General features: G+C 44.8%; 17 protein-coding genes and 1 tRNA gene. 11 read left to right on the top strand and 7 right to left on the bottom strand.

What is annotated here, in order from left to right; translation table 11 throughout:
• Positions 1-4 precede the first annotated feature (4 nt).
• The 3 genes from thiL to F461_RS0102385 all read right to left on the bottom strand — a co-directional run bounded on the left by thiL (position 5) and on the right by F461_RS0102385 (position 4835).
• On the bottom strand, positions 5-1009 hold the full coding sequence (gene thiL / locus F461_RS0102375) for a thiamine-phosphate kinase (protein ID WP_019999552.1): 1005 nt from the start codon (positions 1007-1009) through the stop codon (positions 5-7).
• Positions 1010-1095: 86 nt separating this feature from the next.
• Positions 1096-3246, bottom strand: coding sequence for an ATP-dependent helicase (locus F461_RS0102380; protein ID WP_019999553.1), 2151 nt, complete (start codon positions 3244-3246; stop codon positions 1096-1098).
• Between the two features lie 275 nt (positions 3247-3521).
• On the bottom strand, positions 3522-4835 hold the full coding sequence (locus tag F461_RS0102385; RefSeq protein WP_019999554.1) for an alkaline phosphatase family protein: 1314 nt from the start codon (positions 4833-4835) through the stop codon (positions 3522-3524).
• Positions 4836-5139: 304 nt separating this feature from the next.
• Between F461_RS0102385 and F461_RS18430 the strand changes: the two genes are divergently transcribed.
• The 10 genes from F461_RS18430 to F461_RS0102435 all read left to right on the top strand — a co-directional run bounded on the left by F461_RS18430 (position 5140) and on the right by F461_RS0102435 (position 16149).
• The gene (locus F461_RS18430; protein WP_019999555.1) at positions 5140-8406 is read left to right on the top strand and encodes a methyl-accepting chemotaxis protein; all 3267 of its coding nucleotides are present in this window, start codon (positions 5140-5142) and stop codon (positions 8404-8406) included.
• 177 nt (positions 8407-8583) lie between these two features.
• Positions 8584-8949 carry a hypothetical protein gene (locus F461_RS16845; RefSeq protein WP_019999556.1) on the top strand — a complete coding sequence of 122 codons (366 nt, stop codon included), beginning with the start codon at positions 8584-8586 and terminating at the stop codon, positions 8947-8949.
• A gap of 80 nt (positions 8950-9029) precedes the next feature.
• Positions 9030-9116 (top strand) — tRNA-Leu (locus F461_RS0102400).
• A 511-nt stretch (positions 9117-9627) separates the two neighbouring features.
• Positions 9628-10455, top strand: coding sequence for a DUF3450 domain-containing protein (locus F461_RS0102405; RefSeq protein WP_019999557.1), 828 nt, complete (start codon positions 9628-9630; stop codon positions 10453-10455).
• Positions 10455-11852, top strand: a complete 1398-nt coding sequence (locus F461_RS19450) for a MotA/TolQ/ExbB proton channel family protein (RefSeq protein ID WP_019999558.1) — start codon at positions 10455-10457, stop codon at positions 11850-11852. The genes F461_RS0102405 and F461_RS19450 overlap by 1 nt, the downstream gene beginning before the upstream one ends.
• A 3-nt stretch (positions 11853-11855) precedes the next feature.
• Entirely contained in the window at positions 11856-12479 is a 624-nt protein-coding gene (locus F461_RS16855) for a MotA/TolQ/ExbB proton channel family protein (protein WP_019999559.1), read from the top strand.
• Positions 12472-12882 carry an ExbD/TolR family protein gene (locus tag F461_RS0102420; RefSeq protein ID WP_019999560.1) on the top strand — a complete coding sequence of 137 codons (411 nt, stop codon included), beginning with the start codon at positions 12472-12474 and terminating at the stop codon, positions 12880-12882. Before F461_RS16855 ends, F461_RS0102420 begins: the two co-directional genes overlap by 8 nt.
• Positions 12879-13526 (top strand): energy transducer TonB, encoded by a 648-nt coding sequence (locus F461_RS18435; protein ID WP_019999561.1) that lies wholly within the window; start codon positions 12879-12881, stop codon positions 13524-13526. Before F461_RS0102420 ends, F461_RS18435 begins: the two co-directional genes overlap by 4 nt.
• Positions 13514-14713 (top strand): tetratricopeptide repeat protein, encoded by a 1200-nt coding sequence (locus tag F461_RS0102430; RefSeq protein ID WP_019999562.1) that lies wholly within the window; start codon positions 13514-13516, stop codon positions 14711-14713. The genes F461_RS18435 and F461_RS0102430 overlap by 13 nt, the downstream gene beginning before the upstream one ends.
• 494 nt (positions 14714-15207) lie before the next feature.
• A complete protein-coding gene (locus tag F461_RS0102435) occupies positions 15208-16149 on the top strand; it encodes an AraC family transcriptional regulator (protein ID WP_082208170.1) in 942 nt (313 codons plus the stop codon).
• Positions 16150-16205: 56 nt separating this feature from the next.
• On the opposite strand, the gene F461_RS0102440 is transcribed toward F461_RS0102435, so the two are convergent.
• The 4 genes from F461_RS0102440 to F461_RS18440 form a co-directional block, all read right to left on the bottom strand.
• Positions 16206-17369 carry a DUF1302 family protein gene (locus F461_RS0102440; RefSeq protein ID WP_143154849.1) on the bottom strand — a complete coding sequence of 388 codons (1164 nt, stop codon included), beginning with the start codon at positions 17367-17369 and terminating at the stop codon, positions 16206-16208.
• A gap of 155 nt (positions 17370-17524) precedes the next feature.
• Entirely contained in the window at positions 17525-18313 is a 789-nt protein-coding gene (locus F461_RS0102445; RefSeq protein WP_019999565.1) for an outer membrane lipoprotein-sorting protein, read from the bottom strand.
• Complete coding sequence (locus F461_RS0102450; protein ID WP_019999566.1) at positions 18313-19221, bottom strand: PLP-dependent cysteine synthase family protein; 909 nt, start codon at positions 19219-19221, stop codon at positions 18313-18315. Before F461_RS0102450 ends, F461_RS0102445 begins: the two co-directional genes overlap by 1 nt.
• 15 nt (positions 19222-19236) lie before the next feature.
• On the bottom strand, positions 19237-19968 hold the full coding sequence (locus F461_RS18440) for a 4'-phosphopantetheinyl transferase family protein (protein ID WP_019999567.1): 732 nt from the start codon (positions 19966-19968) through the stop codon (positions 19237-19239).
• Between the two features lie 372 nt (positions 19969-20340).
• On the opposite strand from F461_RS18440, the gene F461_RS0102460 reads away from it, so the two are divergent.
• The gene (locus F461_RS0102460; RefSeq protein WP_143154848.1) at positions 20341-21054 is read left to right on the top strand and encodes a ferrous iron transport protein A; all 714 of its coding nucleotides are present in this window, start codon (positions 20341-20343) and stop codon (positions 21052-21054) included.

Here is a 21054-nt window from a genome sequence, read left to right on the forward strand (position 1 = left end):
TTAGCTATGCAAAATGGTCAAATCCATGTTCTGTAACTGGTTGCCCATTCATGATAATTTTCCCATTGTTGGTAACGATGCCGAGTTTCTGTATTTGAGGAAGTTTTACACTTAGTTCCGCAAAGATGGAAGCAGGGCAGGTCCCAAGAAGCGCATAATCCTCACCGCCTTTGAAGGCTTCGAGTACAGGGTCGAGATTCTTTTCCAACGCGTAGGATAGTTGCTCAGCGTGCAGCATATCTGTTGTAATATTGATGCTTGCGCCTTTTGCGGACGGTTTATCTGCCGATGCTGTGGTTTTTTCACCGAGCAACCGCGGAAGATCACGTGCAAGTCCGTCGGATAAATCCATGAGTGTTATGCCGCTATACGCGGAAAGAAGTTGCCCGGCTTCAAGCTGCGGTACAGGGCGCAGATGTGCGCCGGTTGCTGCAGGGTACTCATCCACAGCGTTACGACCAATGCTTTCGAGCGCGTAAAGTCCAGTGCGTGCAAGTCCAAGTGTCCCTACAAGGAAAATGATGTCCCCTTCGGAACAGCCAGTGCGGCTGAGGAAAACTGGTGTTCCGCCTGCGGTACGGGTTGGTGCTCCCCATATGGTTACTGATGTACCTAAAATGGGCGACTTGGAAAGATCACCACCCGCAAGCGGTACATTGTATTTTTGTGCAAGGCTTGCCATTCCGCCGAAGAAGTCATCCCAGTAAGCCGGATTCCGTCCTTCCGGAATCATAAGGTCGAGCGAGAATCCGAGCGGCGTTGCACCAGATGCTGCAATGTCACTAAGGCTGACAGCGAGAGCTTTGTAGCCGATGTCCTCGGGGGAAAAGTATTGTTCGCGAAAATGGATATCTTCGAGAAACAGATCTGATGATAAGCAGATGCGTTCCGGACATGCGAGAACCGCGCAGTCGTCACCGCGCCCGATGATGAGGTGGGCGTGGCTGTTTGGAAAATGTCGGTCAATACAATCTAAGAAAGCAACTTCGGAAGATAATTTATGCGTCATGGAATAGCTCCTGAGTGTTGGCGTCTGGCAAAATCTCGCGGTGCCTAAGAATACCGTGTTTGCCAGAGTTCGTCATGGATATTGGGTTAGTCTTCCATAACTAAGTAAGCTTCCATAATGACTTTAAGTCCGAAGCCTGGGAAATTAACACGGTATTTGTCTGGTGGCAGATGCTGGATGATTTTTCCGCGACCGAAAATCTTGTGTGTGCAGTGACCGAGCTTGCCGCCGCTCACTGAACTGGTAGCCGCCCCGCTTGTTGATGGAGCCGACGTCTTTGCACCGTTCTTTTGTGGGGTGCGGTGAGGCGGAGTGCTTGTGGGGCGCGCTGTCTGTGTAACTGTGCCTGAGTAGTTTTCGCGCCATTCTTCGTAAAGAGAACCCGGGATATCGCGTACAAACGGGCTTGGGATTGCCGGTTCGTTACCGCCTGTTCCGCGTGCATAGAGTGATGAAGGAACAAAGAGTCCTAGGTACTTACGCGCACGGGTACATGCAACGTACATAAGGCGTCGCTCTTCTTCGAATTCATCTGCCTTTTGAACTGCATGGCGTGACGGGAAGCGGTCTTCCACTAAGTCTATGATGAGTACTGCATCCCATTCCAACCCTTTTGCAGAGTGGATTGTGGAAAGAGTTATGAGATCCTGTTCCTCTTCTTCCTGTCTCTGGGTCGGGTCTTCTAATGAAAGGTCAGATAAGAATAGTTCGATGTCAGAATAGCCTGACGCAATCTGTACAAGTTGCTCAAGACCGTGTTCTCGACGCGGGTAGTCGTCGGGGTAGATGGTTTTGAGTTTTGGCTTGTAATGCGCAAGAACTTCTTCAAGTAATTCCACTGGCTCAAGGCGCTGACGGCGTAATGAGTCAATAAGATCAAGGTCTTCTCGTAACTCAGGGTAACGCACCAGCGCTTTTTTCAGCTTGTTCGGATCTTCTGCCTGTGTGGCTTCGTAAATGCGAATAGAAGTTTTTGGGCCTACACCTTTAATGTTGGCGGTGAGGCGGTGGAATGCCGGCAAGTCGAGCGGGTTCATGAGCAGACGTACGTAGCTCATAACGTCTTTAACATGCGCAGCGTCTGAGTATTTCAGCCCACCGTATTTACGGAATTTCAAGCCCAGTTTGTTAAGCTGCATTTCTACATGGTAGGACTGGTAGCCTGCACGGAACAGAACTGCAATTTCTTTGTTCTTGTATTTTTTGCGTAGCTTACCGATTTTATCTACGACCATTTTTGCCTGTGTCAGGTCAGAGAGAGGAATGAGTACTTCCGGCTTTCTTCCGTCTTTCTTGTTGGAAAACAGGTTTTTTTGAAACGCCTGCGGCGCTTCTGCAAGAATGGAGTTGGTTAAGTCGAGAATAGGCTGGATGGAACGATAGTTTTCTTCCAGTTTAACCATTTTGCAACCTGCGAACAGCTTAGGAAAATCAAGAATGTTCTGCACGTTCGCGCCACGGAATGCGTAAATGGACTGTGCATCGTCGCCTACAGCCATAACATTGCCATGACCACCAGCGAGAAGGCGGACGATACGAGCCTGAACGAGGTTGGTATCCTGATATTCGTCCACCATAATGTACTTGAAGCGCTGCTGATAGTATTCGCGTACTTCTTTGTTCACAGTGAGAAGTTGTTCAAGTTTAAAGAGCAGGTCATCATAATCAAGCAGACCGTGTTGCGCTTTGTACTGTTCATATTCTGAACCGATGTTGGCAATGTCATCGCGGTATGCGGCAAGGTGGAATGCTTCACGGCGAAGTATGTCATGCAGATCCATTTCTTTGTTACGGCTTTTGGAGAGCATTCCCATAACAGTCTGGATCTTAGGAAATGACTTGTCTCCCTTGCCGATAGCAAGCGTGTCCTTGCAGTACTTGAGTGCACCGTTAGCATCCGCAGAGTCCATAATGGAAAGAGAGCCTTCGTACTCTGCCGGAGGATTCTGGCGTAGAACTGAATAGGCAAATGCGTGGAATGTTCCGCCGGTAATGTTGCCGACAGATTGTCCGAGCAGTTCGGCGGCACGTTGGAGCATTTCCTGCGAGGCTTTGCGGGTAAATGTGAGTAACAGGATCTCGTGCGGCGAGACGCCTTGTTCAATCATATTTGCAAGACGGTATACAAGCGTACGGGTTTTGCCGGAACCGGCACCCGCAATAACAAGCATAGGGCCTTCAAGAGTCGTTGCCGCATCGTACTGGGCAGGGTTCAATTCATTTTTGTAGTCGATCATGGTGTTATCTTGGTTTGCCTCCGGCGGGCAGAGGGGGAACCCCGTTTTTTCGAAAAAACGGGGTTCCCCCTCTGCACTCCCCCTCCTGAAAAAATAGTTAGGGGATGGAGGACGTATATATTGCGAGTTAACCAAAAGGTAGTAGTGTATAAGCCGCGAGGCTACAGATAACGACAGTGAACAGGTTCTTTGGCCGACGGAGGCAAGCTCTGCAGGTTCGCAGACGGTATCCTGCAAATAAGCATCGCCGGAGACAAAAGAAGTACCACCGGTTATTACCTTTCAGTAACGTGAAAATGTTGTAAAATTTCAGTGCCTACATCCCGCACGCGTTGTGGCTGTGCGTTTTGGCTATCATAAAAAAAGGTGTCCTGCACCGTGTGTGTTCCGGTACGTCCAAAAAATCCGAACGCTTCGCGTCGGTTAAATTTTGCCTTGAGATCAAATCCGGCGACGGGTTCGCAGACGAGATTCGGCGCAAATTGCGTCATTTCTCCGGTATAAAGTTCCCGCCCTTTATGGATTTTTTTGAACACAGGCTGACCGTTGAACGTTACGGCCATAAGACGTTCTATGATGTGTTGTTCTAGCGAAAGAACATCTGTATCAGCAACGCAGCCGCGCCCAAAGCGACTGGTAGCGTGGATGTAAATACGCCCCGGGTCAAGTGCAAATGCTTTGCAGTTCGTAGATATCTGTTGCGAATCAAGCTCGCTGCATGCCTCTGGTGGCAGATGCGTTTTGAACAGCTCCATTTGGCGTAGTAATGCGTTTACGTCAACTTCTGTAATGAGCCGTGTAAAGCCATGGTCTGCCAAGGAGATAAGTCGCTTCGGCTCTGGCAGTGCATCGAAGGCATCGAGAAATTCTCCTATTAGAACATCCCATTCTTCCAGCAGGTTCAGACATTCTTTGTGCCACGGGTGGTCTGTTTCTTCTACTGCATCATAGAGAAAATGGAAGAGACGGTCTGTTTCAGTGAGTACAAATATGAATAAATCCCACGCGCCGTCTTTCCATAAGAGCGAAAAAGCTCGTTTTCTTGCTGCCAGTGTTTTACGCAGCTGGTCGAGCAGAAAAGCCGGATCAGTAGAGCCCGTGGTGGTATCTGCTTCGAGCAGGTAATCCGCGCCGAGCATGTTAAGGAGAAATTTTGGGTAGACGGCTTGCGACAGTTCTTCCGCAACAAATCCAGAAATAAGCATCCCGTTGATAGGGCGGGCTGGGTATGTGTTCGGTAAATTGATGCTGCGTGAACGGATATCGTGTTCGGCAAGTCTGTCAAAGATGGTTGGGTGCTGTGGTTGCTCGAAGTTGCAGAGTCCCATGGAGTAATTGTGGCTATGAATTCGTGTGAAACCGTATACGCCGTGCTCTCCAGGGTCAGCAGCCGTGTAAAAGCTTGTCCAGTTTACGGGCGATAATTCCGGAAGCTCTGCCTGCATTTCTGTAGCGCTTGCCGTGAGGCGCGCTAAGGAAGGAAAGCGTCCTGTGGCTGCGAGACGTTTGGCCAAAGAAAGAGGAAGGCCGTCTAACCCGAGAACAACGAGTTTGCCGGTAGTGTTGGTGTTTTTTTCTATCGATGCCATGTGTACGTGTTTATCAGATGCCTATGCACAGGGCTAGAAGATAACGATTATGAAGTAGTATTTGTAGTGGTGATGTTATGATTTTTTACGAATGCAGTATCAAGTTGTATATTTGCGGTAATGAAAAAAAATTTGATTTATAAAAAATTAAAGAAGTGTGCATAATCGCACACTAATATCATACAAATTGTTGATGTAGTACTATTTTGATGTATCGTAAGTTAAAAAATTAATTTTAAAAAATTATTACGCCAATACTTGTGACTAATGTTCCTGCATATCTTTCATATAACTCGGGGGAAACATGAATTTATTATCAAATATTTCAATGAAACCAAAATTAATTGGATATTTTCTTGCAGTGGGTCTTCTTCCACTCTTTGTTATAGGATGGATATCGAGTAACAGTGCATCTGATGCATTAATGCAACAAGCCTATGGACAGTTAGAAACAATAAAAGAATCAAAAAAACTTGATGTGCTTGAAGTTCAAGAAAACTGGAAAAGTTCATTGCGTGGCCTTGTCGGAACAGTAGGTCATCTTGAAGAATCTGCTTTTGACAGAATGCATCTTATTGAGAGTCGAAAGAAAAAAGAGATTGAAACATATTTCATAGAGCAGAACTCTAAACTTGCTATGCTTGGACGTGATACTGACCTTAACAGAATTACGTATGAATTTGAGCAGCTTTTTAAGGCCGGTGCTAAGGATTCTGAACAATGGAATAGGTTGGATTCCTCTTCTGGTTGGAGAATGCGCAACATTTGTAGCAAAAACGGCTGGGAAGACCTCCTGCTGATTAGTTCTGAAGGTGAGATTGTCTATTCTTCTAAGAAAAATAGTGACCTTGGACAAAGTCTTGTAAGCGGAAGACTGAAGTCCTCTGCATTGGCGGAGGCGTTTAAAGAAATCAGTACTAAATCACAACGTAGCAGCCTTGCTGATTTTCAAATTTATACGCCAATAGGCGAGCGACCTGTTGCCTTCATGCTTACCCGCCTCATTGATGCCCGCAGTAATTTAAGTGGGTATATTGCTGCTGCTATCCCGGAAGCTGCAATGAACTTGATCGCGCAGAACCGGACAGGGCTTGGAACATCAGGAGAGGCGTATTTTATTTCGCTTGAAGGGGGAAAACCTTCTTTACGTAGTACCCTTGTTACCATAGGTGATGGTAATTTTGGTATTGGCACCCTTATTTCAACTGACTATCTGAAAATTGCAAAAGAAACCGGCAAGCCGGTCGAAGGGCTGTTTGTGGATAGCTTCGGCACCTTATGCATGGTGCTTGTTCAGCCATTACGTATTGCGGGTGTAAAATGGGCGGTGGTTGTTAAAATTAACCTTGAAGAGGTGTTGGCAAACGAAGGTGACGATGGCTCTAGCCTGTTTAAAGATTTTGCAGCCGAAAGCGGTTTTACGGATTTATTTCTTATCCAGAAAGATGGGTATATATTTTACAGTGTGTTGCGTGAGGCAGATTACCATACAAATATTAAAACTGGTGAATATTCAAATACACTGTTTGGCGATGTGTTTAAAAAAGTACTGGAAACCGGAAAACCTGCTATTAGTGACTTTACTCCGTATGCGCCAAGCAAAGGGATTCCCTATGCTTTCCTTGCTCAGCCTGTGATGAAAGATGGCGAAGTGCAGTTTATTGTCGCACTTCAGATGTCTCTTGATTCTATAAACAAAATTATGAAGCAACGAGCAGGTATGGGGAAAACTGGCCAATGCTACCTAGTTGGCAGTGATAATAGAATGCGTTCCCAAACGTTCCTTGATCCTGAAGTGCGAAATGTAGCAGCTTCCTTCGCAGGTTCCGTTAAAGAAAACGGTGTGGATACAGAAGCGACCAGATTCGCGTTGTCAGGTAAGAGCGGCACAAAAGAGATTATTAGTTACAAAGGTTCAACAGTTCTTTCTGCGTTTACTCCTGTCACATTTGGTTCTTCCACATGGGCATTAATCGCGGAAATTGATCAGGCAGAAGTAACAACGCCTGTTGCGTTATTGAAAAAGAATGTCTGGATTGTTTCATTAGGTATTGGATTACTTGTTGCTATCTTCGCGTATTTGATCGCAATCAGCATCACACGTCCGTTGGGACGGGTTGTGGATTTCTCCAAGGAGATTGCTCACGGTAATTTTGACGCCTTACTCAATATTCATCAAAATGATGAGCTGGGACAGCTTGCTGCAGCAGTTCGGGCGATCCCGCAGAAATTGCGGGAGGTGACTGGAACAGTCAAAGCTATAAGCGCGGCTGTCAGTCATGGTAATCTTCGAGAGCGTGGAGATGCCGAACAATTTTATGGCGGCTATGAAGAACTGATTCATAATACCAATGCATTATGCGATGTGTTTGTAGAGTTTTTGGACGTAATGCCTGTGGTGCTTATGTCCGTTGATAAGAATTCGAATATACTGTTTATGAATAAATTCGGTACGCATGTCGGCTCGGATGTTGTGCCAGAGCATGCCGCCGGTACTAAATGTTTCGACATGCTTAATTCTACGGATTGCCGAACAGATCGTTGTGTTTGCGACCGTACCATTGAAAGCGGTGTTAAAGAGGCCTCAGAGGCGGATCTTGTGATTGATGGTGAAGGTTCCCATGCGAGCTTCTCCGCTATTCCTATCCGTGTTGAAAATGAAGTTGTCGGTGCGCTTAAAATTATAGTGGATCAGACTGACATAACAAAAGCGCAACGCAAAATGCGTAACCTTGCAAATAGTGCTGTTGATATTAGCAGCCAGCTTTCTTCCGCTGCGGAAGAGCTTTCAGCACAAATTGAACAATCCAGCAAGGGGGCGGATGTCCAGCGTGAACGAGCCGCTGAAACAGCTACTTCGATGGAGCAAATGAATGCAACAGTGCTGGAAGTTGCTCAAAATGCTTCCGATGCTGCAGAGAATTCGGAACATACCCGTACAACAACGCAAAATGGTGCTGAGGCCGTACAGGATGTTCTTGAAACCATCGGCGCAGTCGATACGATTTCTCATCAGCTCACTGTAAGTATGGAAGCATTGACGGCTCAAGTGACTTCTATTGGTGAAGTTATGAACGTTATTAACGATATTGCGGATCAGACCAACCTGCTCGCATTAAATGCTGCCATTGAAGCTGCCCGTGCTGGAGATGCCGGGCGTGGATTTGCAGTTGTCGCGGATGAAGTACGAAAACTTGCAGAAAATACCATGGCTGCAACGGATCAGGTCGGTTCGGCTATTACATCTATTCAGCAGGTCACTGAGCAGAATATGGAAGAAGCACGACGCACAGTAGAAGCTGTTGAAAAAAGCACCTCACAGGCTCAACATTCCGGTGAATTATTGGCCAGCATTCTATCCTATGCAAATGATTCTGCCGATCAGGTTCGCGTAATCGCCACTGCAGCAGAAGAACAGTCTGCAGCAGCAGAAGAGGTTTCCCGTGCAACCGAAGAGATAAATAGAATATCCTTTGAAACGTCTCAGGCAATGACTCAGTCTGCAAGCGCAGTAACAGAACTTGCCAGCCTTGCAGAACGGCTGAATAGTTTGATTAGTGAAATGCGCTAATAGTAATATGAATACGAAAAGCCCTTTTCCCGTTGTAGAAAAGGGCTTTTTTAATGCAGACGATAGTGCTTTGTTTGAAGTAACTATACTGTGCTATAGTAAAAATTGGCAGAAGGTTGACAGAACGTGTCTGTGATGGCTTGTATAGAGTTGCATTACATAACGCAGGAGTCATTGATGGCAAAGTTTGATTGCGAAGTTTTAGGCTATGTAGAATACAACCCGGAACTGAGTTATGCAGAATTGATAGAGTGTGAAGATGAGCTTAAAGAAAAGCTTGCGGAGACTCTGGATGCATACGGAGCAGATCATATAGACTTTTTTGGTCTTGATGATGGGTTGCGGATTCAATTTGTTCTAAGTGACTATGATGAAGGGCTGTTGCATACTATTTGTGATGCTGTGGTTCCATTCTTCCCTATTCAGACGATAGCTCGTTTCTATGCTATCCAGAAAAATCTCGAAATGTCTCATCTTTACCAATTTGCAAACGGGACGTGGAAAGAATCTGGAATTGATATTTCTTCCGGAACATGCGCATAGCAGACGAAAAAATAAAAAAAAATGTATAATGAGGTTGACGGCATCCCGCTTAGCGGTATAGAAGTCTTCACCTTTTCTGTGCCCGGGTGGTGGAATAGGTAGACACAAGAGACTTAAAATCTCTCGGCCTCACGGCCGTGCCGGTTCAATTCCGGCCCCGGGTACCAGAAATAAAAAAAGCCTTTATGACGATTCTAACGGATTGTTGTGAAGGCTTTTTTGTGCCCTTTGTCAGTTTCTCCCCACATTGTCCCCATTTTATACGTTAGCTTTATTTATATACTCATAACCTGCATACCAGTCTTTTGTGCCGGTAGTTATGTAAGCAGTTCGGTCTAACTAATCGCTAAAGATAGAATTGCATGTTATCCCAGCTAAATAACAATCTGGCCTGTATGATAGAGAAAGCACAAGCAGTTGCGCGTCAACACTCTTCAGGCAAATCCGTTAACTCAATTTGCTGGACACAAAAAACAAGTCTAAGTTGAAAACAATTTTCATTATCAAAAAACTTGTCTTTTCCTTTTTCATAAGATATCGATTTTACAACTAACGTGCTACCTCCCTCTGTCGAGAATAATTTCGGCATATAAAATTTGAAAGTCCGTCTATACCACTGCATGGTGCAATGGTGTACTTTTTTGTGTCTCACCTTTTGAGCTCACCGGAGACGGACGAATGTTTCAATATTTTTATCGAGTCTTCAGTTTCATAATTGGAGGACTCCTACTCCTTTCCCCTTTTGCCTATGCCAATCCGGAACAGGCAACACAGCTTATTTCAGCTACTATTTCTACTGAACAAAAAGCCCAAAAAGAAATCCAGAAATGGCAGCAGGAAAAACAAAGTGTAATTGCCCAAATCGATAATAAACAATTCGAATTGGACTGGCTCACCTACCAAAACAAAAAGTATGCTCGATACATAGAAAAAATCAAAGCTAACATTGATGAAATGAAGCGGCAGCAGCAAGAATTAAACGTCATTGCCAATACTATTGACCCCCTGCTTGGTTCTACTGTCACTCGCTTAAAAAACTTTATTGCACAGGATCAGCCCTTTCTCTCCGTAGAACGTCATGAACGCATTGCAAATATCCAAAGTGCATTAGCTGATCCACACACTTCACAAGCAGAGCGCCTGCGTCGTGTACTTGAAGCGTTAGAAATTGAAACTGCGTATGGGGACAGCATTGAACTTGGAGACGAACAAGTTGTTTTTAATGGTACGCCGCTCCATGCAACCACCCTTCGTGCCGGTCGCCTTGGATACTACTGCATTTCTCCTGATAAAACTGAAGTGGGATTCTGGAATCCTGAACAAAAACAATTTACTGCGTTGGACAAAAAGAATGCACAACTTGTGTTGAACCTGCAAACAATCGCCCGACGCAAACAGATTGTGGAAATTACACCGCTCCCTATCCTTACAGGCAACGTCAAAGAAAACTCAACACCGCCAAGCACCTCTGCTGTGGCTGCAACAAAACCACAGGGAATCCAATAATGCGTCGCTATATTTTTATTCTGCTTATGGGATTGATGGTTGTACTCACCTACAGCAATGCCTTTGCTGAAAAGGACACATCTGAATGGAAGGATACCCTTACAACATTACGTAAACTTAACATTACCCATACCAAAGATGTAGACAACGCACTCAGACTTTCAAGAATGGATAAAAAAGAATTGTCCTCTGAGCTCAAAAGCGTTTCGGAAAAGGCTACAAAGGCTGACATCGACCTGCATCAAGCAATCGAAAAGTACAATTCCCTCCTTGAAAAAGAAAAAAAGTTAACTGCCTCCCTGAATAGCCGCAAAGAAGAAATCAAAACCTTTGAAGGAACCGTTCGTAATGCAGCTAAAATGCTACAGGACAGATCCCGAATCAGCTTCCTGACACTGCAACATCCTGAAAGAACGAACATCTTCGCTACATTCCTTAATACAGAGAGAATGCCCGGTCTTGCTGACCTGAACTCACTTATCCAGATGTACTTTGAAGAACTGGCAGCTACCGGCACGATTACAAAATACAATGGTGAAATTATACAGACTGACGGAAATGCAGCCACAGCAGAAATTATCCGCGTCGGCACGGCTTCTGCCATCTACCAATCAACTACCGGAGCGGTCGGATTCCTTGAGCTCACCACTGACGGAACTGTTGCCAAAAGCGTTAGCGGTGTTTCTTCCTCGCTACAGAGCACCATCGAAGATGTTTTTGATGGTAACTCAATAGTTCCTCTCGACTTCAGTCATGGCGCGGCCTTTATCCGTTATGTTGCAGATAAAGACCTCTGGACCAAGATTTCTGACGGCGGCATGTTGGTATGGCCAATTCTCGGCATAGGTCTCATCGGGTTACTTCTGGCACTTGAACGCTTTTTCACTCTCAGCAGGACAAAGAGATTTTCACCATCAGAACATTCTGAAATTCTTGAGCTTATACAAAAACAAGACTGGGATTCCTGCTACCAAAAGCTTAGCAAACGAAACACCCCTACAGGACGGGTGCTCTGGTCAACCCTCAAAAAAGGTCACGGAAGCACTGCCGCATTGGAAAAAGGTATGCAGGAAGCGTTGCTGGCAGAACTTGCCAGCCTAGAACGGTTCCTCCCCACAATGCAAACTCTGGCAGCAGTTGCCCCACTGCTCGGTCTGCTGGGTACTGTAACGGGCATGATTAACACCTTCCAGATCATCACGCTCTTCGGAACCGGCGATCCACATATGCTCTCAGGCGGTATTTCTGAAGCACTAGTCACAACCCAACTGGGGCTTGCTGTAGCAATCCCGATCATGTTGCTCCATCATATCCTCAACAGCCGCGTAGACCGGATTGTTACTGAAATGGAAGAAAAAGGAACTGCTCTGATCGCGACTATTCTGAATGAGAGATAACCCATGAAGCTATATTCACTATTATTAGAACAACTCACAGCTGGCGGACTTGTTTTGCTGCCCATTCTCCTCACGGGTTTTATCATGTGGTGGATCATACTGGCAAAGCTATGCAAACTGATTCAATTCCATAACGCAGAACGATCTGTTCAGGAACTGAAACACAACCCGCCACCGGAGTGGCATTGGCAATACTACCTGGCCCAACAGTTCACAACGCTACGATGTGAAGATGACACCGTTAATCATGCAGTTATGGACACATTACGTGACGCATGCTCTGCTCAATTAGGCAAGGGAGTCACAACCATCGCCGTCCTTGCAGCAACAGCACCGTTGCTTGGTCTACTGGGCACGGTAATAGGGATGATCAGTACCTTTACGACTATTTCGGAATTCGGCGCAGGGAATGCCCGCGGGCTGGCTTATGGAATTTCGCAGGCACTCATCACTACTCAATGCGGGCTTCTTGTGGCTATTCCCGGCTACCTTGCAGTGACCATGCTGCAACGACGGGTTGCCAAACTTAAATACCGTATTGATAACTATCTCAGCTATATAAACGTAACGTTTGAACGCGATACCAAACCTCTTTATATAACGTCACGGAGTAATTCCAATGGCTAACATCAGATCTTTGAGGCTTCGTAATAAACAGACTGAGTTGAATATGACCCCATTGATCGACATGGTATTCATTCTTCTCATTTTCTTTATCGTCACAACGAGCTTTGTGAAAGAAGCCGGTGTGGAAATAAACCGTCCTATGGCAAACACGGCTGTAACTAATGAAAGCACAAGCCTCGTTATAGGTATAACCCAAAGCAATGAAGTGTGGATAGAAGGAAAAATATATGACGTGCGTTCAATAAGAGGATATATGAACCGTTTTCTGGCAGAAACTCCAGAGGGGGCAGTGGTTATCGCTGCTGATAAAGAATGCAAAAGCGGACTGCTTATTAAAGTTCTGGATGCATGCCGAGAAGCCGGAGCTGCAAACCTTAGTGTTGCTGCAAGGAATCCGGCATGATTAGACCTCCTCGATGCCATCTGCAGTTTGCATTTGCCGGCATTTGTGCAGTTGCCTTTGCAGTAATGCTTATCCTTGCTCCAGTATTGCTAAAACAGGAAGTTAAACCGGACTCAATATTCCGTTTTACGTCTCCGGTATCTTTGCGTGACCTTCCTAAAAAAGAGGAACCGGAAGAAACACCGCCTGAAGAAGAACACCCCGAGCCACCACCTCCACCTCAGATACCGACAGCAGCAATGGAGATTCAAGTAACGCCTGTAGTGCCTGTTCAGCCGGAGCTATTGAATTTAGATATAGCAACCAATCTGGCAACAGCAGTAGCCATTTCTATTCCAAAACAAAACAGCCTGTTTTCGCTGGGAGAAGTAGACGAGCCCCCCATCCCGATATTCACACCGCCACCGTCATATCCGCATAGGGCGGAAAGGAAACGACTGGAAACAAAGCTCACAATCCAAATGATCGTTGCTGCCGACGGAAGCGTACATAAAGCGGAAGTACAACACGGCGAGTTTAAAAATATTTTTGGTAAATCAGCGTTAAAAGCTGTTTCAAGATGGCGATTCAAGCCTGCGCGATTACACGGAAAACCTGTAGCTGTACTGGTGTCGCTTCCATTGGAGTTCTTATGTACCAAATAGCAACACAGCTACTTTTAACATTGTTTGTTCTTACAATCCCACTGGGACAACAAGCCATTGCAGGACAGGGAGATGCCTATATTCTCAACGCAGCTCTTGAAGCGCTGCAAAAAGATCAACCTGCCAAGGCAGTAACGCTGCTGGAACCAATTCTTTCCAGAAAAACCCCGCCTATTCATGCACTGCTCATTGCCGGCAATGCATTTATATATCAAGATGCGCCTAAAAAAGCGCTTACTCTTTTTTCAAAAGGGACAAAACTCTATCCTGCACATGCTGGACTAATGCGAAACAAAGCCATTGCACTCTATTATATTGAACAATATTCCGGTGCTGCTGAATGCTTCATCAAGGCAGCCAGACTGGCAAAAGAAGATTCTAATAAGAATAGCAAATCAAGAACAGAAGACTGGCGACAAAATCACTACCAAGCAGCTGCCTGTTTCTACAAAGCTACTAAGTATGCGAAAGCCCGTACCGCTATTCTTCCTATTCTATCAAATAAAGTTTCTCCATCAATTGCAGAAACACTTACGCTGTATGCGCATATTGAACTGGCACTAGAGCATTGGAAAGAGGCCATCAATGCACTGCAACGCCTTATCACTAACGCTCCAAACAAAGCAAAAAGTTGGAAGCTACTTGCCGAAGCATATCTTCGGACAGATGCATTAAAAAAAGCCGCAAGCACACTACAGGTTGCTTACAGTATTACTGCGCCCACAGCTTCGGAACAGACTAGGCTGGCACGAATTTATCTACAAATCGATGCGCCATTGCTAGCTTGCAAAACAATACAAAAGATTCCCTCACCAATAACTGCATCACAAAACATGCTGCTTGCTATTGCCTACGAACGTAGCGGTGACTCAAAGAAAGCGATCATAGCACTTCAAAAAGCAGTGGCACTGGAAAACAATGTAAAAAACAATATGGAGCTTGGAAAACTTCTTTACCGATCCTGCCAATACGAGCAAGCAATTACTCCTTTAACGCTTGCCGCCAACAAGACTAAGAAAAAAGGAATGGCTTATTACCTTATTGGTCAATGCTTCATGCACTTGAAGCAGCTGAAAAAATCAAAGTCTTTTTTTAATAAGGCACTTGCCTATGCTGAGGTAAAAGGCAGTGCACAAAATGCACTGCGCATGATTACTCAATTATCTCAAACCAACCATGAGTCCTGAAACATAAAAAAAAAGTCCTCTGAGAGTAGAATCCAGCAACTTGCCCATGTATAGCAAGTGAGGACTTTCAAATAAAGTACATCACGTTAGTTCTGCTTATATTACATCCGCTTCACTCGAGTTCATCGAAGCGGATGTAATAGCAGATAAATATTTTTTAAAAGACAACACATCACATCCTCACATCATTCGCTAACCCACCTTTTATATTATATTTTTATGCATTACTGCACACAAAGCTACCCCTCGACATATTCTGTCAGTTGCTCCGACTGATAGCTGAGCTACCGCCATCATTCCAACCAACTCAGGTCAATTCTTAAATAAAATATAACTTTCCAGTTGATAACGACTTCCATTTTCAATATACAACAAGAAATTACACTGCTTGCACAAGAATAAAGTGAGTACTTACAGACGTCGTTATATACTTACAAATGAGGCTGGATTCCCTCTCATTTTCAAGAAAATAAACATGAAGGGAGGTTACTTGGATGGGCTGTCTACAAAATTGGATTCCTGCGTTATCGACTTCGCACCCCTTAGGGTCGTGCATACTAACCGATATCAAGCTGATCGTGCATACTCTTGCCCCGAGCTCTAAGCCCAAGACATTTGCATTTAAAACCGCAGATGCACCTGTTGAATTTATGTATTGTATTTCCGGGGGGGTACAAATTTTTGCAACTGCCAACAACGGAAAAACTATTTACACTCAGCTACATGAAGGTACCGGAGCAGTTCTGCATCTTCCTCTATGCAACGGGTACTCAATTGCCAAGCCCAATAGTCCACTGCAGTTAGTTGAACTTCAGATTGCGCCCGAAAATCTGCAACGCCTGACAACAGCCACAGGATGCCCGCTTCAATCAAAATTGAAGCACATTTTCGAAGGAGACAATGCCCCGAGTGTATTGCAAGACACGCCGCTGCCCCTTCCGATCCGCTTAACGTTAAAGCAGATATTGGAGTGTCCCCCTAATAAAGAAATGAGCGACTTGTTTCTGGAATACAAAAAAATGGAGCTTATCTATCAGCAAGTTACGCAACTTAATTCCAATCTGCTAAAAAACAAATGCAATAAGCGCCACCATATGCATCGGGCCTACCTTGCCAGGAAAATCCTTATGGAAGATATGGTAACCCCTCCTAGCCTGCTCGATCTGGCAGTAAGGGTCGGTATGAATAAAACACAGCTTAATAAAACTTTTAGAGATGTCTTTGGGGATACTGTTTTTGGAGTATTACGGAGTGAACGCTTAAAATGCGCACGCAAAATGCTTGAAGACGGTGCAAGTAGCGTAACAGACGTAGCCTATGAATGCGGTTTTTCCAGCCCCAGCCACCTGACAAAAGCATTCACAGAAGAATTCGGAGTTCGGCCAAAGCAGTACCAGACAGCTGTACTCAATCAACAACTTGGCACCCCAATATAACTTCCAGCAGGAAGTCAACTTTATCCAACAGCAACCCACACCTAACATGGGGAAGATTAAAATGAATATCGCAAGGTACAGTACACAAAATCGTTGTCACCATACTGGCCAAGAAACGAGTCTGGAGCTCCTGACCATAACATAATCCCGCTGTAAAGATTCCAATTATCCGTTATGACATAATCAGCAAAGAGTTCTGTTTGTGCACCTTGACCGTCTGTGTATATTTGTCCCCGTACTCCAACGGTCAACGTATCGGCAAGCCAAGTACCATTAACTGAATAGGTTACCCCATGACGGTAGAACTCGTGCCTGCTTCCAATGCCATATCCTTCACCAAATACCTGCAGGTTACAATAATATATTCCGTCAATATCATAATCCCATCCGAGAACTGCCTGAAACAAATCAACTCTGCCGGGCATGCAGGAATCATTTAACACACAGGGATAGTCAGGCTTATAAGCAAATTCTCCACGAAGCGTGTTTTTCTCAAACCCTTTAGCAAAAATAAAACCTAAGGCACTAAACTCCTTATACTCCGGGAATACGACAGTTCCACGGTCACCGGCTACAGACTGCCAGACTGGTGAATTTTCATATCCGTGGAAAAAGACTCCTTCCAAATCAACGCCTTTGAGCACTGTAGATATATGTACCCCATACTCTACCTGCTGAAACCATCTGTCCGGCTCATTTCCATCTTGCACGTCTACGCTGCAACCGGCACGCTCCATTTCACGTAATGCTTTGATCGCCTCAGGTTCCCAAGGAGTTCCGTACAAAGGAATTCCCTGAACCGCAGCTACAGGCAAAAAAACAGCTTCTATGCTCCAATCTCCTTGAACCACTTCTAATCCGCTCATAAAAACAGGGGTTCGAGTATTGGAGCGCCCTGTGCTGATTGGGTCAACCACATCCACTGGGTTCACAACATCAAGAGGGTTAATGCCGTCAGCAGAACCCCAACGCATAAAGCGTTTTCCGATAAACAAATTTAGTCCAGGCTTATCATACTCAACATATATTTCTCTTGGCCGAACATCCCACACCTTATAATCTGAGTTCTTCCATGTAAAAGCTGCCAATTCCTGCTCAAGGTACGTACTGGCAAAAAGATTTACATCCTCTTTTGAAGCTGAAAATCCCAGAGAAAGTCGCTGCAATACAGACACAGGCATTGAAAAATCCCGCACAGCAAGCTGATTACGGGATTCCATATAGCCTCCAATCTGTATCAACTGTTTCCTGTCCGACTCAACCGGAATGACATCAAACGCTTCACTCTCGGCAAAAGGATCACCAGTTATCTCGGCAACAGCTGAGCTGCACATCAACAAAAAACATACTAAACAAAAAACAGCTCTGCGCATGATTATCTCTTCAACACAGCATATGAGAATATTTCTTCTTTAAGAGCAGTGTTGTATCGAACCTTACGAGTCTCAAGTAACGTTTGTGTTCCCCGCTGCATTGATTTCATCAGCTGTCTTGTTGCCGTCCAGATACCTTCAATCTGTTTATAGCCACCAAAAATTGCACGCTTAATCACTGCACCTGATTTGTTGTAATAATCTATGCGGGAAGGAAGCCAAATATCTTGCCGAACCCAAACTCTTCGCTTCATATAGTTGGTATTATCCGTTTGTACCGGTACCATATCAACCACATAGCATTCCACTCCGTATAGCTCCTCCTCTCCTACAAGCGCATGTTTATCATCGTCAACTTCGCGTCTGGAGATATCCTCGTTAGCAAAATCACTCCGCATAAAGGCACCTTTTTTCCCTCCACCGCTAATTCTGCGCACAAGTGCAGCTTCGGGCATGTACACCCACATATCATCATTCTGTTTAATATCTTTGTACCCCCATGTTAAAAATGAAGTACCGCGCACATCACTAGGCTCAGAAAATAAAATTAACTGCTTCTCGCAATCGTTACCACGCAGTTTCTTTATATGCATGGTTCTGACAAGCTTTTCATCATTGCGCTTTACAACCATAATAATATCCTGCTCTCCACTCCTGCTTGAGTCTACCGCATCAACTTTCAAAGCTATTTCTTTGCCGGTAATTGCAAGGGCAGGAATCACAAAAACAGTACCTAAAAGCAGAAACAAGCCCGTCATTACTGCCCTTAAAAAAAATGCTGAAATCTTCATTATGCAACCCTCGAAAACATCGGAGTGCTAAAATAACGTTCTGCCCGATCTGGAAGAATAGTAACGACATTCCAGTCAGGATGTTCAGCCAGAATCCTATTAGCAGCAACCAAATTTGCACCGGATGAGAGCCCAACCGGAACACCGTGAGTCTGTGCAAGACGTAATGCCTGATCAATGGCGTCAGCATCAGAAATTTCAAAAATTCCATCTACCAAATTGGGATCAACAATTTCAGGAAGAAAGCCGTCACCGATCCCTTCAATGCAGTGATGGCCTTCAGTGTGGCCTAACAAGGCAGATGCTCCCTTAGGCTCGGCAGCAAACACTGTTACGTGAGACGCTTGTTCTTTCAAAAAAGAACCTACCCCCATAAGTGTTCCACCGCTCCCGATCCCGCTTACAAAGCAATCAATCCTTCCGTTAAGGTCATCCCAAATTTCAGTACCCGTACCGTAATAATGAGCAGCAATATTTTCTTTATTAACAAACTGGTTTACGACAAATACATCTGGATATGCCACCTTGAACTGTTCTAGAGCAGCTACCGCCCCCCCCACACTGTCTTCAGCAGGAGTCAATTCAACTGTCGCCCCGAGTAGCTTCAGCATATTCCTGCGTTCTAGACTGGCAGTTTCCGGCATAAAAATTGTCACATCATAGCCATTTGCCGCACCGGCCATTGCGAGCGAAATACCTGTATTTCCACTAGTTGCCTCTGCCACTTTCATACCGCGATATAAGCGCCCACTCTCTTCAGCCTGTCTGACGATTCTGGCTACTATACGGTCTTTAATGGAGCCTCCAGGATTCATGAACTCCGCCTTCGCAAATACTACCCCGTTTTCTAAACTTACTTCCAAGCACGGTGTAGAACCAACACAATCCAATACAGAATTAAACTTCACGTTATTCTCTCCCAGTTACAATCGATACGCCAAAGCGCACACCCATTGCGCAACGGCCGGAGCGCAATGCACATTTACATTTTTTATAACAAAGTGTTCCTGCGCCAAAAGAACCTGAGCACAGCCTGAACAAGTCGGCATTCTTATCCTCTCAAAAGGCAACTCAAATCCTGCACCATGGGCCTTAAGCAAGGCTTCGCGTCTGACCCAGCAATGTAGAAATGCCTCGGGAATATCCGGCTGTGCAAAAAGCCATTCTAATTCTTCACGGGAAAACCAGCGCCGTGCTATCAATTCCCATTCAGGAATATCACCAATTTCTTCTGCATCAATCCCAATAGAACTGTCAGCACTTACAGCAACCAGTACCCGCTTATCCGTATGAGAAATCGAAAAGGATAACTGATCATTGCCGAGCATCGGTTTGCCGTACCTACCTCTGTATAAAAACACATGCTCCGGTGAACAATTGAGGTAGCGGGCCAGAACCTTGCGTACAAAAAAATGTGCTATCACATACCGCTCATACAATTCCGGTGTTACATATTCCTTCGCAAGTGCCTTCTCATCATGATCCAAAACATTAAACCACGATGGACAAAACTGAACCTGTGCAAACTCCTGCATCCATATATGAATTGCATTAATTGATAACCGAGGCATTAAGGCTTCACTGCACCAGACAATTTGCGATTTTGACGACTCAATGTCCTCAGTATCTCCCGCTTCATCAATATCCAGATGCATTCGACTCCCCTCCAATCTTTCAGAACAATCCGACCGCATATTGGAAACGATTTTCATTTTCAAAAGACAGCAAATCACTAATTTCTAATCTAGTGTCAATAATTCTTACGAAAGATTTTCTATTGTTCAGCCATTTCTAGATTTCATAAATGCACGTTCCTAAAAGGGAACAAATAACGATATTTCAAAAAGTTAAAACAAAAAAAAGGAACTCAATCGTAAGATTGGTTCCCCGTTTTTCTATTTAAAAAAGAAACCCAAATATAAAAAAACTAACCGCAAATATTAGTAAACCCTATTTCATTCGCTTAAGTTCGCTTCGGGAAAAGACTGATAATGATTTTCACATTCAAACAAACGACAGGCAAGCATATGAAAGTTACTCTACTCAAATGGTCCCGTTTTCTTCATAAATGGCTCGGAATATATATTGCTATTTTTACGATACTTTGGGTGTTTGAACTTATCATCCTCCCGTCTTTATACAGCGTTAAACCTGTTGTGGACTCATCCAATCCCTCTGCAACTAGCCTTTCAATCCAGCAAGTTGCTGATAGAATAGCTTCAGGTGCATATGGTTCTCCTGAACATATGGAGCTACGTTATCAGCCTGAAAGGCAGCACTACATTGTAGCAGACAACTCTACTTTCACTCTTCTGACTATTAATGCGATGAACGGGCAGGTCATTTCCCAAAAGCTCGATTATGATGCCCTCCTGATGAAAAAAACAGGACTGGGCTGGTTAAATGAAACTCTGGGTGAGTTCTTAAAAATCCCGTTCCAGATTTTCTTTGTCATTCTGTCTATTACAGGCCTGCACCTTATTTTATTCCCACACATAAAAAAGAAAAAAGCCCCAGAGGGACTTCTTGCGCTTGCTCCAGGACAAAAATTTCTTTTTAAATCAACGAGTTCAACTGAAGATATGGCAAAAACAGCTTCTATCGGCCTGCTTCCCGGAGTGCAGGCAACACTTCTATACATCCCGCGCCGGGGACCAGTTGTTATCTCTGCCCGCAACACACGGATCGCAGTTGCCCGCAGCGTTGCAAACTCTTTTATCATAGCACCAGTGGAGGCCTAA

Source organism: Halodesulfovibrio aestuarii DSM 17919 = ATCC 29578, from assembly GCF_000384815.1.
Classification (GTDB): Bacteria; Desulfobacterota; Desulfovibrionia; order Desulfovibrionales; family Desulfovibrionaceae; genus Halodesulfovibrio; species Halodesulfovibrio aestuarii.